The organism is Cupriavidus sp. 21MJTG02-4 (genome assembly GCF_057798975.1).
In genome coordinates, this window is the sequence record NZ_JBYOJP010000002.1 from 445393 (window position 1) to 460900 (window position 15508).

The 15508-nt window shown below is 63.7% G+C and carries 14 protein-coding genes and 1 tRNA gene; 5 read left to right on the forward strand and 10 right to left on the reverse strand.

The genetic code is table 11. From position 1 onward, the window contains the following. Window position 1 precedes the first annotated feature (1 nt). Together AC3FKH_RS05275 and AC3FKH_RS05280 are read right to left on the reverse strand one after the other, a co-directional pair. Window positions 2-1120, reverse strand: a complete 1119-nt coding sequence (locus tag AC3FKH_RS05275) for an efflux RND transporter periplasmic adaptor subunit (protein ID WP_488673519.1) — start codon at window positions 1118-1120, stop codon at window positions 2-4. Next, the gene (locus tag AC3FKH_RS05280) at window positions 1117-1938 is read right to left on the reverse strand and encodes a TetR/AcrR family transcriptional regulator (RefSeq protein WP_488673521.1); all 822 of its coding nucleotides are present in this window, start codon (window positions 1936-1938) and stop codon (window positions 1117-1119) included. Before AC3FKH_RS05280 ends, AC3FKH_RS05275 begins: the two co-directional genes overlap by 4 nt. Before the next feature lie 259 nt (window positions 1939-2197). Here AC3FKH_RS05280 and AC3FKH_RS05285 point away from each other — a divergent pair, with 259 nt between their 5' ends. The 3 genes from AC3FKH_RS05285 to AC3FKH_RS05295 are packed head-to-tail and all read left to right on the forward strand — an operon-like array spanning window position 2198 to window position 4046. Continuing rightward, window positions 2198-2485, forward strand: a complete 288-nt coding sequence (locus tag AC3FKH_RS05285; RefSeq protein ID WP_483731425.1) for a YkgJ family cysteine cluster protein — start codon at window positions 2198-2200, stop codon at window positions 2483-2485. Between the two features lie 58 nt (window positions 2486-2543). Further along, the gene (locus AC3FKH_RS05290) at window positions 2544-3104 is read left to right on the forward strand and encodes a DUF1439 domain-containing protein (protein ID WP_488673523.1); all 561 of its coding nucleotides are present in this window, start codon (window positions 2544-2546) and stop codon (window positions 3102-3104) included. A gap of 60 nt (window positions 3105-3164) precedes the next feature. Then, window positions 3165-4046, forward strand: coding sequence for an undecaprenyl-diphosphate phosphatase (locus AC3FKH_RS05295; protein WP_488673525.1), 882 nt, complete (start codon window positions 3165-3167; stop codon window positions 4044-4046). Window positions 4047-4128: 82 nt separating this feature from the next. Here the strand turns inward: AC3FKH_RS05295 and trmB are convergent, their stop codons facing one another. From trmB to AC3FKH_RS05315, 4 genes are all read right to left on the reverse strand, one after another. Continuing rightward, a complete protein-coding gene (gene trmB, locus AC3FKH_RS05300) occupies window positions 4129-4908 on the reverse strand; it encodes a tRNA (guanosine(46)-N7)-methyltransferase TrmB (RefSeq protein ID WP_488673527.1) in 780 nt (259 codons plus the stop codon). Window positions 4909-5078: 170 nt separating this feature from the next. Beyond that, window positions 5079-6431 carry an O-antigen ligase family protein gene (locus AC3FKH_RS05305; RefSeq protein ID WP_488673529.1) on the reverse strand — a complete coding sequence of 451 codons (1353 nt, stop codon included), beginning with the start codon at window positions 6429-6431 and terminating at the stop codon, window positions 5079-5081. Window positions 6432-6491: 60 nt separating this feature from the next. After that, window positions 6492-7481 (reverse strand): glycosyltransferase family 8 protein, encoded by a 990-nt coding sequence (locus tag AC3FKH_RS05310; RefSeq protein WP_488673531.1) that lies wholly within the window; start codon window positions 7479-7481, stop codon window positions 6492-6494. A 176-nt stretch (window positions 7482-7657) separates the two neighbouring features. Next, window positions 7658-7732, reverse strand: a tRNA-Gly gene (locus AC3FKH_RS05315). Window positions 7733-7909: 177 nt separating this feature from the next. On the opposite strand from AC3FKH_RS05315, the gene AC3FKH_RS05320 reads away from it, so the two are divergent. Next, window positions 7910-8290, forward strand: coding sequence for a DUF5594 family protein (locus AC3FKH_RS05320; protein WP_488673854.1), 381 nt, complete (start codon window positions 7910-7912; stop codon window positions 8288-8290). 9 nt (window positions 8291-8299) lie between these two features. Here the strand turns inward: AC3FKH_RS05320 and AC3FKH_RS05325 are convergent, their stop codons facing one another. Together AC3FKH_RS05325 and AC3FKH_RS05330 are read right to left on the reverse strand one after the other, a co-directional pair. Beyond that, on the reverse strand, window positions 8300-9196 hold the full coding sequence (locus AC3FKH_RS05325) for an aldose epimerase family protein (RefSeq protein ID WP_488673533.1): 897 nt from the start codon (window positions 9194-9196) through the stop codon (window positions 8300-8302). Window positions 9197-9269: 73 nt separating this feature from the next. Then, entirely contained in the window at window positions 9270-10484 is a 1215-nt protein-coding gene (locus AC3FKH_RS05330) for a polyhydroxyalkanoate depolymerase (protein WP_488673534.1), read from the reverse strand. Window positions 10485-10714: 230 nt separating this feature from the next. Here AC3FKH_RS05330 and AC3FKH_RS05335 point away from each other — a divergent pair, with 230 nt between their 5' ends. Further along, window positions 10715-11368, forward strand: coding sequence for a glutathione S-transferase family protein (locus AC3FKH_RS05335; RefSeq protein WP_488673536.1), 654 nt, complete (start codon window positions 10715-10717; stop codon window positions 11366-11368). A gap of 20 nt (window positions 11369-11388) precedes the next feature. Here the strand turns inward: AC3FKH_RS05335 and AC3FKH_RS05340 are convergent, their stop codons facing one another. Continuing rightward, window positions 11389-13401: an acetoacetate--CoA ligase gene (locus AC3FKH_RS05340; protein ID WP_488673537.1), complete on the reverse strand. Its 2013-nt coding sequence runs from the start codon at window positions 13399-13401 to the stop codon at window positions 11389-11391. Window positions 13402-13510: 109 nt separating this feature from the next. Continuing rightward, window positions 13511-15040 (reverse strand): 4-hydroxy-3-polyprenylbenzoate decarboxylase, encoded by a 1530-nt coding sequence (gene ubiD / locus AC3FKH_RS05345; protein WP_488673539.1) that lies wholly within the window; start codon window positions 15038-15040, stop codon window positions 13511-13513. Window positions 15041-15508 lie beyond the last annotated feature (468 nt).

Here is a 15508-nt window from a genome sequence, read left to right on the forward strand (position 1 = left end):
CTCAGGCTTTCACGCGGCGCACCTGGCTGCCGCTGCGCAGCGTGCCCAGGTTGTTGCGCACGATCTCGGCGCCGGCGGCCAGTCCCGAGGTGATCTCGACCATGGCGCTGCCTTCGTCGCGCACGCCGGTCTGTACGGCGCGCTCGGCCAGCAGGCCGTTCTCGACCACATAGACGAAGGCGCGGTCGCCGTCGCTGCGCACGGCCGACGCCGGCACCGACACCACGCCGCTGCGCTCGCCGAGCACCAGCGCACCGCGCGCAAACATGCCGGCGCGCAGCTTGCCGTCGCCATTCTGCACGCGCACATAGACCACGATGCTGCGCGTGCCCTGGCTCACGGCGGGGTTGATGCGCACCAGCGCGCCGGTGAATTGCCCGGCGCCTTCCACATTCAGCTGCACCGACTGGCCCACCGACGCGCGCGCCACGTCGGCCATCGGTACCGGCGCTTCCAGTTCCAGCACACGCAGGTCGACCACGTCGATCAGCCGCGTGTCGGGCGATACCTTTTCGCCGGGCTGCACGGCGCGCGCGGCGACCATGCCATCGAGCGGGGCCTTGACCACGGTGTCGTTCAGCGCCTTCTGTGCGACGGCCAGGCCCCCCTGCGCCGCGTCCAGGTTGGCGCGCGCCACGTCGAGATTGGATTGATAGTTGTCGAACGCGGTCTTCGAGATAAAACCCTTGCCGACCAGTTCGCGGTTGCGCTCCCACGTCTGGCGCGAGTTCTCGAACTGTCCCCGCGCTGCCAGCATCTGGCCCCGGGCCTGCGCGACCTTGGCCTCGTATTCGGTCGGGTCGATGCGTACGATGACCTGGCCCGCGCGCACGGCCTCGCCTTCGCGCACGAGTACCTGCAATACCTCGCCCGACACCTTGGCCTTGACCGATGCCTGGTTCAGCGCGCGCAGGCTGCCGGACAGCGGCAGCGCAACCTGCAGGTCGCGTGTGCCCGCCTGCACCAGGTCGGACTGAAGGAACTCCACCACGGAAGGCGCAGCGGCCTGCGCCGACGCCTGAGCCTGGCGCGCGCTGCCGGCCTTGCGCACCGCGGCGGTGGCGCTGAGTACGGCGACCGTGCCCAGCACGGCGATCAGGATCTTCTTGTTTCGCTTCATGTCTTGCCTTGTTGTGCGGCGGCCGCGGCTGCCATCGTGTCCGGCTCGTGGGCGTGCTGCGCCAGGCGTTGGGCTTCCATCTCGTCGCGGATCTTTTCCCAGACGTAGGGTCCGGACTTCGGCGGCAACGGGCGGTCGCGCGTCTCGCCGGTTGTCAGGCCGAACAGCAGCATCTCGAGCAGGTTGTCGATGTACACGTCCGGGTCGATTTCCTTGTGCCCGTAAAGGCCGAACGAGCGCTGCCAGAGCATCAGGAACACCAGCGGCGCACAGACCAGCGTGGTGGCCGGATTGGGGGGCAGGGCACGGAACTCGCCGCGCTCCGCACCGCGCGCCAGCACGCGTGCGAAGAGTTCGTCACCCGGAGCCATCACCTCTTCCTGGTAGAAGCGCGCGATGTCGGGGAAGTTGCCGGACTCCGCCATGATCAGCTTGGTCAGCCCCGCTACCGGCGTGGCGCCGATCAGCCCCCACCAGCCGCGCAGCAGCTCGCGCAGCAACTCCGGCGTCGAGCCCTCGAAGCGGTCAACCAGGTCCGTGCCGCGTGCCAGCGCAGGCACCAGGTTTTCGCGGACCACGGTTTTGAACAACTCTTCCTTGTTGGCGAAGTAGAGGTACACCGTCCCCTTCGAGACGCCGGCGGCCGCGGCCACGTCTTCCAGGCGCGTGGCGGCATAGCCGCGCTCCACGAACAAGCCCAGCGCGGCCGCGACCAGTTCCTGCGGGCGGGCGGCCTTGCGCCGGCTCCAGCGTGGTGTTTCGGCGTCTTTGCGATGGGCGGAGTGGTCGACCACGGAGGTTTTGCCGGGTGTTGCCATGTTTGGTGAGAAGCGGGGGGCGGGATATTAATAACTTTTCGGTCAGTAATGTAGGGCGGGCATGGGGGGCGGTCAACCCGGGTTCGCCCTGCCTATGGAGCACGGCGCGGCAATCCTGCAACAAGTGATGCTTAGCGCTCTTAATGGGGGGTCTGTGCCGGACCGGCGAGCGCCGACGCGTAATGGGGCACAATGGCGCCTTTGCCGCGCCTTTGCCGCGCCTTTGCCGCGCCTGGACGCGGCTTGCTGAACCATTCCCATGAGTTGCCAGTCTCACATTTCCTGCCGTGACGGTTGCGGCGCCTGCTGCATCGCGCCGTCGATCGCGTCACCGCTTCCCGGCATGCCCAACGGCAAGCCGGCGGGAGTTCGCTGCGCGCAGTTGCTGCCGGATGCGAGGTGCGCGGTCTTCGGCCGGCCCGAGCGGCCGGCCTTTTGCGGCGGGCTGCAACCCTCCGCCGAAATGTGCGGCGATTCGCGCGAATCCGCGCTGCGCTGGCTGACGGAACTCGAAATCCTGACCGCGCCTGCCGGCCGCGGCGCGTGAGGGCAGCCTGCGCGTGCCGCCCGCCATGGTCGGCGCAAACCACTCCATCGGAGGCAATATGATCCGGATTTCCCGGCGGCGCTTGACCGGCGCCATCGCCACTGTCATGGCGACCATCTGGCTGGGCGCCTGCGGTTCGTTCGGCAACGAATACACCTTCTCGCAGAGCCAGTTGCAATCGGCGCTGGACCACAAGTTTCCGTTCAGCAAGCGCTACCTGGAGCTGTTCGATATTCAGTTGTCGAACCCGCGCCTGACGCTCGATCCGGTACGCAATCGTGTCAACCTGCAGTTCGATGCCACCGTTGACAACAAGTTGTTCTTCCGCCAAGCGCTGGCGGGCCGGTTCGCGCTCGATAGCGGCCTGCGTTACGACGCGCCGAGCCATTCGATTGTGCTGCAGGATCCGGAAGTCCAGCAGTTCGACGTGCAGGGACTGCCTGGCCAGTTTTCGCGCCAGGTCAACGCGCTTGGCGGAATCGTGGCTGAGCAGTTCCTGCAGGGCTACGCGCTGTACACCTTCCGGCCGGACCAGTTGCGGCTTGTGGGGAGAGAGGTCGAGCCCGGTACAATCACGGTCTTGTCGGACGGCATCAACGTCAAAATCAATCGCCCCTGAGCCATAAAGAGGCATTGCCCGGCCAAGCTCGGGCATGTCCCCGCCTAAACGACCTCATCCATGGATATCGTACTTGCCCTGAAAGCCGTGATACTCGGCATCGTCGAAGGATTGACCGAGTTTCTGCCTATCTCGAGCACCGGCCACCTGATCCTGGCCGGCCAGCTGCTCGACTTCAATGATGAAAAGGGCAAGATCTTCGAGATCGTCATCCAGTTCGGCGCCATCCTTGCGGTCTGCTGGGAGTTTCGCCGGCGCATCGGCAACGTATTGGCCGGGCTGACGACGGACCCGAAGGCACAGCGTTTCGCCATCAACGTCATCGTGGCGACGGTGCCGGCCATCGTGCTGGCGCTGGTGTTCGGCAAATGGATCAAGGCCCATCTGTTCAACCCGATCACGGTGGCGCTGGCCTTCATCGTCGGCGGGGTGGTGATCCTGCTGGCCGAATGGCGCGAGGGCCGCCGCGCCGTGGTCAGCAATCCGCGCGGCAATGCATTGCTGCAAGCCGCCAAGGCCGGTGCGCCGCGCATCGAATCGGTCGATGACCTGAACTGGCGTGATGCCCTGAAGGTCGGTCTTGCCCAGTGTTTTGCGCTGGTGCCAGGGACGTCGCGATCGGGTGCGACCATCATCGGCGGCATGTTGTTTGGCCTGTCGCGCCAGGTGGCGACCGAGTTCTCGTTCTTCCTTGCCATCCCCGTGATCTTCGGGGCGACGGTGTACGAGCTGTACAAGGCTCGCGCGCTGTTGTCCGCGGATGACCTCGGCATCTTCGGTATCGGTTTCGTCTTCGCGTTCCTGTCGGCGTTCCTTTGCGTGCGCTGGCTGCTGCGCTTCGTTGCCACGCACGACTTCAAGCCGTTTGCCTGGTACCGGATTGCGTTCGGCATCATCGTGCTCGCGACGGCTTACACCGGGCTCATTTCCTGGCACGCTTGATACCGCGAAGGCAGGAAACAAAAAGGCGTGGCCAATGTGCCACGCCTTTTTGTTTGTGCTGATGGGGTTCGTTGCTGAACTATCAGCTGCGCTTGCGGAACACGACATCCCAGACGCCATGCCCGAGCCGCACGCCGCGGCGCTCGAACTTGGTGATGGGCCGGTATTCCGGCCGTTCCGAAAAGCCATCGGCCGCCGAGGAGGTGTTCTCCAGGGCCGGCTCGCCAGCCAGCACTTCCACCATCTGGTGTGCGTACTCTTCCCAGTCAGTCGCGCAGTGGATGTATCCCCCCGGCTTCAGACGCCCGGCCAGCAGCTTCACCAGCGGCGGCTGCACCAGCCGGCGCTTGTTGTGGCGCTTCTTGTGCCACGGGTCGGGGAAGTAGATATGCACGCCATCGAGGCAATTCTCGGTGAGCATGTGTGCGATGACTTCCACGGCATCGTGCTGGATGATCCGGATGTTCTCGATCGCGCGTTCGCCCGCCAGCTTGAGCAGGGCACCCACGCCGGGTTCGTGCACTTCGCATCCGAGGAAATTGTCCTGCGGGCGCAGTTGGGCAATATGCGCGGTGGTCTCGCCCATGCCGAAGCCGATTTCCAGAATGGCCGGGGCCTGGCGGCCGAATGTGGCTTCCCAGTCCAGCGGTTCCGGGGCGTACGGCACTAGCAGGCGCGGGCCGACTTCATCAATGGCGCGCTGCTGGCCGGTGGAGGTGCGGCCGGCGCGCCGGACGAATGAGCGGATGCGGCGGGGGTGGGCTACGCCTTCGGGGTCGGTGGGGGAGGGCGTATCAACGTTCTCGCCACTCGGAACATCTTTAGTCGGGAAAGCTTCGGTGCTGGGGTCTTGGGCAGGCATGGCAACGAGAAAGCCGCCTGGAGGGCCGCTCGAGGTCTTGCGGCCGGCGGTACAGGCAATTTACGGCAAGGGATGCACGGCGTCGGCCATCAGGCGTCAGGCCTTCGCGGCGTGCAATTTGTTCGAATCTGAAGCAATCCGCGCGCGGCGCGGCTACGAGACACGGAATTTTACCTGATCGGTGGCATCTCCCCGGCAGCGCCTTGCGGCACCGGCAGGGTGGCCTTTTTCTTGTCAATGAAACTCAAGAATGTGGCAATGCCCACGGCATAGAAGGGGAAGACTTCCCACCAAAGGAATACCACATCGGTCAGGCCGAGCACAAAAATGCCGCCACATAAGGAGGCGCCCATGCAAGCCGCAGCACGGACTTCCTTGTCGCGGTGTCGGAGATCCCGCACGAAATAGTAGGCAGGCACCAGGTACAAGGCCAGCAAGGCGGCAATCCCAAACAGGCCAAGTCTGGCGGCATTGAACAGGAATTCGTTGTGCGAATGGGCAAAAACGGTGGCAGCCGGCGTAATGATCTTTCGATTTGCCAGATCTGCGAGGGCGTCGCGATACCTGTCGACGCCTACACCGAAAACAGGGTGCTCGCGGAAGATTACGACGGATCCCTGCCAGAGCTGAAAGCGGAAGCCAATGGAAGTCTCGACATTCGTGCCGCTTACGTACTGGTCGATATCATTGCGCGCATCAGCAATGCGATCCTTGAACAGTTTTGCCTGGCTCATGGCGGCCACTAGCACAAGCGCAACCACGATTGTCATGGCCAGCTTGCGACCCTTCGGTAGGACTCCACTGGAGAACACCGCAATTCCACCAAATAGCGGTATGGTTATCCACGCCCCGCGCGACTGGGAAATGTAGCTGCCATACAGGATTGCCGACGCTGCCAAAACCTTGATCACGATTTCGGTCTTGCTTTGCTGCCAGCTCCAGCCAAGCGAAAACAAGCCGTACGCTCCCAGCACCATCGCCATTTCAATGAAGATGGTAATGGGTATGAAGTCCGTCAGATACCTTTCTTGCCCGCCATGGCTAAGTACCTGGATCTTGATGGTGGACAGGATTGCGCCTGCAACGAAGGCCCACTGCAAATGACGCAAATATCGCAGCGGCACGTGGGAAACGGTCCAGAGTACCAGCGCGAACAGGGCCAGTCTCGAGGGCGCATCGATGCTACGGATCGAGAATTGTTGCCTCGATATTTCGTTCGCCATGACTGCCATCATTGGTGCCGCCATGGCGATGGCAAGTGGCCAGTAACGCCTTAACTGCGCGAAAAATAGTCGGCTTTGCGATTTCCAGCGGTAAAGCAATACTGCAAGGCCCAGCACAATAAGCAGGCCATACAGCACGCCGGCCGCCCGATCCACGATCAGTGCGAGAATGTAGAAAGCAGCAAGGACAACTGCGGCAAGTCGGGCCAGGACGCGGATTACCGCGTCTTCCCGGTCCATCGAAGCAACGCCGGACATTGAAGCGATTGAAGTGAGGCTTTGATCAAGTCGTTGAGTCATTCTCTTCTTGGTCTGCACTGACTTGCGTAAAACCGTAGTTCCCAGTCGAAGATAGAGATCTTATGAGGACTTCAGTTTCTGCATCAGCCGCAATTTCAGGTAGCGGCAGTGCCAGTAGACGCCTTTGGCAATTCGGTGTTGTGTGATCAGGAATTTGGAAAACAGTTTCAGCTCTCGTGCTGTTCGCGGTCCGTCCAACGGTGACTCCGCCCATGGCGAACGCGACTGTATCTCTGTGAACAATTCCCGGATGTCATGCAGGCACCAGGTGTGCCATGGCTTTACCGGTCCGGTAAAGTGCATGAAAACGTAAGGCTGTGGAACCTCCAGTCTGGTTTCCCCGCGCGTCAGGTAGTCCACGAGGTGATATCGATAGTTCCACTTCGCATCGACATATCTAACCCGGCCATCGAGAGCGATGTTCAAGGCATCCTGGTCTGCAAATCGCATGTCCAATGTTGCGAGCGCTTTCAACGCGACTTGCTGGACGTTGGCGGCCATCCAGTTCCGCACATCGATGTACATAACACCTGCATTGAAGTAGTGGCCGTGTTTCAGCCCCAATGCTGGAATCTGCGTGGTGACAGTCGTGTCCTTCTCATCGGCGACCGCTGCGGCGATGCAGTCCCCGAGATCGATGGCAAGCAGGTCGGACAGGTCGCCGAAGCAAAGCAGGTCGGCATCCAGGTACAGCACCTGTTCCGCGATACCGCTCAGCGTCGATGGAATCAGCAGGCGGATAAAGGTGCCCAGCGAATGCTTGCTGAAACAGGGGAACTGGCGGAATTCGTCGAGGGCGGCCGTATCGAGCAGATGGAGCTGAACCGCCACACCATACTGTTTCGCCAGCTTTTCAAGCTTCTCCCGATTGTCTGTCGTGATGGAGAAGGCGAAAACATGGAAAACGAAATCCAGCCCCGGATTGTTTTCGACAACGGATGTGATGGCTACCCCCATGCCGCGGTAATAGCCTGCATCCACGCCGAATGCCACATGGACCGGTTTCTTGCTGGTGTGCAGCACAGATGCATCTCGCTGTTCAGATGGCACTCATCGTCCTCGGATAACGGGCGAACCGTGTGGGGCATGGATAACCCCGGCGAAACACCAGGGTTGCGAATGCGGCAACGATCACTCCCGGTGATGGAGTTGGCCGCAAGGTGGACTGTCTTCCTGCTGCCGATCGACCTGTCTGGGGCCGGCGGCATACGCCAAGAGCTTGGCTGTGGAGCGGGCGATGGGAATCGAACCCACGTCTTTAGCTTGGGAAGCTAAGGTAATAGCCATTATACGACGCCCGCCTTGGCATGCCTCTGGCATGACTTGGGGCCGCATTCTAGCATGATTTGCCACCGCTCCGTTGCAAATGCCAGACGTTTCAGCGGGGCCGTTGCCCATGGGGTGGCTGCACACTATGCTTGCCTGCAGCGGTGACTGCTGTCCAGATCCCGCCGCTGCTCAACACACAAGGGCTGACCGTGACCACCGACTTCCTCGCGCGTTTCGAAGCAGACTGCATCCCGCGCATTGTCGATGCGATCGTTCGCCTGTACCCGCATCGCTTGCAGGTCGAAATCCTGCCGGGCACATTGGCCGGATGGCCGGCCCGCGTGCGCATCCGCGGCCGCGGGGCGGTGGAGTTGCAGCGTTTCACCCATCCGCTCGATGTCACGCTGGCATGGGATGGCCTGGAGGTCGAGGCGCTGTTTGCCGACGGCGGCCCGCAGCGGTTTGCGGGCTACCTGGCGGCCTTGCCGGCCAAGCTCAAGGCCTGGCAGGAGCCGCGCCAACTCGATTGGAGTTCGCTGTCGCAGGCCGACCCGTCGGTGCTGATCGGCGGCCTGGACTTCGAGCACTGAGGTGGCGATCTAGTCCACGCATAGTCGGCAAATGGCGGTTTCCTCCTGCCCCGGCTCCAGCCAGCGCAGGCCCTGGCCGTTGTGGATGGCGTCAGGCAGGCCGAGCCACGGCTCGATGCAATAGAAATCCGAGTCGACCCTTTCCGACCATGTGGTCACCGCATGCCATGCGATGCTGCCTGGCACGTCGAGGTCAATTTCCAGCGTTCGGTCCGGCATGGCCAGCGTGACAGGCCCGGTGCCTTGCAGCACATGGAAAGTGTCTTGCAGCCGGTCATCATCCAACGCATAGACAGGGTCACCCGGCGTCGCCGCCGTCAGCCGACCGTCCGGCTCCTGTCGTCGTCGCGTGGTTGGCGGCAGTCGCAGGCGACTCTGGTGCCGCTGCGCCGCGGGCAGTCGAAAATAGAAATGGTGGCCCGCATAGTAGGGCAGCCGCGTGTTGCCCCTGTTTTCCGTGCGCAGCGCCACTTCCAGTCCACCGTCGATCAGGCGGTAGTGCGCCTCGAAGCGGAACGCGTGCGGATAGCCGGTCCAGGTGCCGTCCGATGCTTCCAGAACCAAAGCGATGCTGCTGTCGTCGCTGCTGGCGACGGTAAAGGGCAGATCGCGCGCAAAGCCATGCTGCGGCAATGCGTGGATGGCGCCATCCGGGTCGCGCCAATGGCCGGCCTGCCCGTCAACAAAGTGCCGTCCGATAAACGGAAACAACAGCGGATTCCCGCCACGGATCTTCGCTGCGCGGCTCCAGTCGGCCTGGTCTGGCCAGTACAGGATGTCCTCCCCGCGCAACACCCAGCGCACCAGCCGTCCGCCATGCCGCGGCGCGAGCAACAGGTAGTTTTCATCTTGCCCGATGCGGACCAGGTCCTGGTCCTGAAAGCGTTCGATGGGTAGCGAGGCCATGCTTTTGTCCGATGTTGGACTGCGCATTGTATGCGCCGTGGCTGCCCGCCGTGCTGCGGCGCCCCTATCCGCTTCAATCCCGCATATAGATCGTGTCGCGGACCAGCGGATAGACCTGGGTCTCCCACCGCCTGCCATTGAATACGCCATAGTGCCCCACGCCGGTTTGCACATGGTGCAAGCGCAGGGTCGGGCGCAGGCTGCTACATAGGTCCTGGGCGGCCATGGTCTGGCCGATGGCGCAGATATCGTCGCGCTCGCCTTCCACGGTCAGCAGTGCCGTGCGGCGGATGGCGCGCGTGGAGACGAGTCGTCCGCCCACTTCCAGCAGTCCCTGCGCCAACAGGAAACGCTGGAATACCGTACTGACAGTCTCAAGGTAGAACTCCGCCGTGAGGTCCATGGTGGCGAAGTATTCGACGTAGAAGTCCTGGATAGCATCGGCCTTCTCATGCTCGCCGCGCGAGCGCAGCGCGTGCATCTCGCGCAGCGCCTGATCGTGCCGTTCCAGGTTCATGCTCATGAAGGCCAGTAGTTGGACAAAGCCCGGGTAGACGCGGCGCAGTCCGCCGGCAAAGCGCAGCGGGACGAAGCCGATCAGCCTGCTCTCGAACCACTCGATCGGGCGGGCCATGGCAAGTTCGTTGACCTTGGTCGGATTGACGCGCGCGTCGATCGGGCCTGCCATGAGCGTGAGGCTGGGTGGCTGGTCCGGGTCGTCGTCCTCGGCCATCAGCGCGGCAGCGGCCAGCGCGGCGACGGTTGGCTGGCAGACGGCGACCAGGTGCGTGTGTCCGCCAAGTGTGTGCATGAAGGCAATCAGGTGCCCGACGAACTCGTCGAAGCCAAAGCGGCCGGCAAGCAGCGGGATATCGCGCGGGTTGTGCCAGTCGGTCATGTAGACGTCATGGTCGGCCAGCATAGTCTGCGCGGTGCCGCGCAGCAGGGTGGCGAAGTGGCCGGACATCGGCGCAACCAGCAGCACGCGGGGCTGCCCGCCGATGCCGTGGCGGCGGAAATGCAGCAGCGAACAAAATGGCGTACGCGCGACGACTTCCTCGGAAACCTGCACGGGCACGCCATTGACGACTACGCTGTCAATACCGAAGTCGGGACGGTGGTGGGTCAGGCGTGCCAGCGCCAGGATCTCGCAGGCTGCCCATAGCGAACGCATGGAATCGGTACCGGCGGCACTCGGGTTGGTGGCAAGGATGGATGCAGTGAGACCGGCCAGGGTACAGCCCGGGTGCATCATGTCCGCGTAGGTCTGGTACGCCTGGTACAGCATGGCTCGCCTCCCGTGAATCCGTGGCCCCGCTATGCGCAATATATATGCCATCAGCATCAATGGTGGCACAAGCTTTGCGAGCCGCTCGGCCAGGTTGGCCCGAATGGAATGCTGGTGGCGTGGCAGGCGCACAGGCTTCACGCTGGTGCTGGTCCGCTGCACTGCATGGGTGCGTAGAGCCGGATGGCCGGTATCGTGCTGATCGCCGCGACGGGCGACAAGGAGGCGAGATGGGCAAGACCACACTCACCATCAGCAGCAAGACCTACTCTTCATGGTCGCTGCGCGGATGGCTGCTGGCGCGCTTTGCAGGCCTGGAGTTCGAGGAGGTGCTGGTGACGCCGGACGACCCGGCCGTGCGCGCAGAGATCCTGCTCCTCTCGCCATCGATCCTGGTGCCGTGCCTGCGCCATCAGGATGTGACCGTTTGGGACACGCTGGCGATTGCCGAGTACCTTAACGAGATCTCTCCCAAGGCGGGGCTGCTGCCCGACGACCGCACCGCACGCGCACTTTGCCGCGCGATCTGCGGCGAGATGCATTCAGGTTTTGCCGCCATGCGCGCGGCATTGCCAATGAACCTCAAGGGGCAGTTCCCTGGCCTGAAAGTCTGGTCGCGCGCGCAGGCCGATATCGACCGCATCACCGCAATCTGGACCGAATGCCTGGAGCGGTATGGCGGCCCTTACCTGTTCGGCACCCGCACGATGGCCGACGCCATGTACGCGCCGGTGGTGACGCGCTTCGTCACGTATGGGGTCATGCTGGACCCGGTGCCCGTTGAGTACTGCAAGCAGATCCTGGCCATGCCGGAACTCCAGGAATGGATTGCCGCAGCCCGCGAGGAGCCCGACGAAATCAGCGAACTCGATGTCGAGTTCTGAGTTCGGGGGGCTCGTGCGGGTCAGGCGGTGGCCTCCGCCTGACCCGCTGCCAGGTATCGCGTGGCATAGCCGAAGTACCAGTCCAGGCTGTCCGGATTGGCCATGGCGTCGCGGTTCGCGATGCTGTCCGGCGCATGTCCAAGCAACAGCTTCTTGATCGGCACTTCCATCTTCTTGCCGGACAGCGTGCGCGGCACGGCCGGCGCCTGGAGAATCTCATTGGGGACGTGGCGGGACGACAGCGCGTCCCGGATGCGGCCGCGCAGCGTTTCGCGCAGCGCATCGTCCAGCACAACCCCGTCGCGCAGAACCACAAACAGTGGCATGTACGACTCCCGCCCCAGGTACTCCAGGTCGACCACCATGCTGTCCAGCACCTCGGGCAGTTCTTCCACCACGCGGTACAACTCACTGGTGCCCATGCGGATGCCGTGCCGGTTGATGGTGGCGTCCGAGCGGCCATAGATGATGGCGCCGCCGCGCGCCGTGATTTTGATCCAGTCGCCGTGCCGCCAGACACCGGGGTAGGTGTCGAAGTAGCTGTCGCGGTAGCGCTTGCCATCGGCATCGCCCCACAGGAACAGCGGCATCGATGGCATGGGCTCGGTGCAGACCAGCTCGCCGACCTGGTCGATCAGCGCCTTGCCGCTGTCGTCGAAGGCTTCTACCTTGGCGCCTAGGCAGCGGCACTGCATCTCGCCCGAAACCACCGGCAGCAACGGGCAGCCAGCGACGAAGGAGCCGGCGAAATCGGTGCCGCCGGACATGGGCGCCAGCCAGATATCGCTGCGCACGTGGCGGTAGATCCAGTCATAGGCTTCCACCGGCAGCGGCGAGCCGGTCGAGCCCAGTCCGCGCAGCCGCGACACATCGGCGATGCGCGCCGGCTCGACACCGGCCTTCATGCAATTCGTGAAAAAGGCCGCGCCGGCGCCGAAGACGGTGACGCGCGCGTCGTCGACGAAGCGCCACAGCACGCCCGCATCGGGCCACGCCGGATTGCCGTCATAGAGCGCGATGGTGGTGCCCAGCAGCAGCCCCGCGACCTGGGCGTTCCACATGATCCAGCCGCTGCTGCTGTACCAGTGGAACACATCGTCGGGGCCGAGGTTGTTATGGAACGCCATCAGCTTGAGTTGCTCGATGACGATGCCGCCGTGACCATGCACGATCGGCTTGGGCATGCCGGTGGTGCCCGACGAATAGACGATCCACAACGGATGGTCGAACGGCACGGACTCGATGGCCAGCGGGACGCCATGGGACAGCAGGTCGTGCCAGGCATGGGCGCTTACACCGTCGCGCGCCCTGACCGGGTTGCCCGTGTGCGGGACGATGACCACGTCGGTGAGCGACGGCAGGGCGGCAACGAGGTCCGCCACGACCGGCGCGCGGTCATAGTCCTTGCCGCCATAGCGGTAGCCATCCACTGCGATCAGCACCCTCGGTTCGATCTGGCGGAAACGGTCGATTACGGCGACCTGGCCCATGTCCGGCGCGCAGCCTGACCATATCGCGCCGAGACTCGCCGTGGCGAGGAAGGCAATGATCGTCGCGGGAATATTCGGCAGGTAGCCCGCCACGCGGTCGCCACGGCCGACGCCCATTTTGCGCAGCGCATGCGCGAGCGACGCGACTTGTGCTTCAAGCGTATCCCAGCTCACGTCTTCAAGCGGACGATTCTCGCCTGCGTGACGGATGGCTGCACGCTGGCGGGCAGGCCCGCTGCCTGCGTGGCGGAACACCTGCTGCACGTAGTTCAGGCTGGCCCCTTCGAACCAGCGGGCGCCGGGCATGACGCGCCGGTCCAGCACGCGCTGTGCGGGCGTGTCGAAGTGCACGTCGAAGTACGCGCGCACCGCCTCCCAGAAGGTTTCGATCTCGGTGACCGACCACTGCCAGAGGCTGGCGTAGTCATCGAACGCGAGCCCTCGCTCGCGCTGCAGCCAGCGCATGAACTGCGCGAGCTGGCTGCCGTCGCGGAATGCGGCGCACGGCGTCCACATCAATTTCCCTTCTGCGAGGGTGGTCATGTCTCCTCCTGGCACCGTCTGTCGCGGACATCGGATGGTGAGGTCGATCGGGGCGGGTGCATCTCGCGCCGCCCCGAGGTTCAGCCTGACAGGATACTCGTGCCCGGCGTTATGCGCCGGCAGGGCGGTCGAAGAGGGTGGCCATCATGCCGTCCACCCTGGCCTTGACGGCCGGGTCCATGCTGATCGTGCGGCCCCATTCGCGCGTGGTTTCCCCGGGCCACTTGTCGGTGGCGTCGATGCCCATCTTGGAGCCCAGCCCGGACACCGGCGACGCAAAGTCCAGGTAATCGATTGGCGTGTTCTCCACTAGAACCGTGTCGCGCGCCGGATCGACGCGCGTGGTGATGGCCCAGATCACCTCCTTCCAGTCGCGCACGTCGATGTCGTCGTCCACGACCACGATGAACTTGGTGTACATGAACTGCCGCAGGAAGCTCCACACGCCGAACATCACGCGCTTGGCGTGGCCGGCGTACTGCTTCTTCATGCGCACCAGTGCCATGCGGTAGCTGCAGCCTTCGGGCGGCAGGTAGAAGTCGGTGATTTCCGGGAACTGCTTTTGCAGCAGGGGCACGAACACCTCGTTGAGCGCCACGCCGAGCACCGCCGGCTCGTCGGGCGGCTTGCCGGTATAGGTCGAGTGATAGATAGGATCGCGCCGCATCGTGATGCGATCGATGGTGAAGACCGGGAACCAGTCCTGCTCGTTGTAATAGCCGGTGTGGTCGCCATACGGGCCTTCGAGGGCGTGCTGGTAACCCGACGGATACGCCGGGTCGGGCTGGATATGGCCTTCCAGCACGATCTCGGCCGAAGCCGGCACGCTCAGTTCGGACAGCGTCGGCGTCAGGCATCCGGCCAGCGCCGTGCGGCTGCCGCGCAGCAGGCCGGCAAACTGGTATTCGGACAGCGTGTCCGGGACCGGCGTGACCGCGCCGAGGATCGTGGCCGGATCGGCGCCGAGCGCCACGGCGATCGGGAACGGCTTGCCGGGATTGGCCAGCGCGTGCTCGCGGAAATCGAGCGCGCCGCCCCGGTGGGCCAGCCAGCGCATGATGACCTGGTTGCGGCTGATCACCTGCTGGCGGTAGATGCCCAGGTTCTGCCGCTTCTTGTGCGGTCCCTTGGTGACCACCAGCCCCCACGTGATCAGCGGCGCGGCATCGCCGGGCCAGCAGGTCTGGATCGGCAGGCGCGCCAGGTCCACGTCATTGCCCTCCCAGACGATCTCCTGGCACGCGGGGCTGCTGACGCGCTTGGGCGCCATGTCCCAGACCGACTTGGCCAGTGTGAACAGCTTGCCAGCCTCGCGCAGTCCGCGCGGTGGCTCTGGCTCCTTCAGGGCCGACAGCACCCGGCCGATGTCGCGCAGGTCCTCCAGCGATTCCGCGCCCATGCCCAGCGCCACCCTTCGCGTCGTCCCGAACAGATTGGCCAGCACAGGAACGCTATAGATGCCGTCCCGGCCGCCAGCGCCCGCCGGGCGCTCGAACAGGACGGCCGGGCCGCCGGCACGCAGCAGGCGGTCGCAGATCTCGGTCATTTCCAGGTCGGGAGACACCGGCGTGCCGACGCGCCGCAGTTCGCCTTGTTGCTCGAGCTGCTGGATGAAATCGCGCAAGTCTTTGTATTGCATAGTGAATTCTGGTCGTGATGCGGCTTTGCGGCAGCGCCGGTACGCCACCGCGGTGTGTGCCACGATACACACGCGCAGGCGTCCCGGCAAAAAAATAGTTTGTTTGCGTCAGCGCAAATTGTAAGTTTTTTGACGGAAAAGGCGTCGTTAGGATCGGGGCGGACCTAGGCCAGGCTTACGATTCCCGCTGTTCAAGTGGCGTCAGCCCGACCTCGCACGCCTTGTTACTAATAACGAAAAGTAGTGTTATAAAGCATCGTTATGCTTGACTGGTTATAAAACGGTTCCTACAATCGCGTCTGCTCGATGGAATGTTGTGTTGCAACATGGAATCTGCCCTTGTGTCAAGGGGCGCACATAAAAATTTGTGAGCAAAAGATTCCTCCATCCAGACCGCGCGGGCCCCTGAGGTCCGACCCGGTCGCCCTCTGGCGGCTCGCCGGAGCGTTTGAGTTGTCCGTGGCAGGG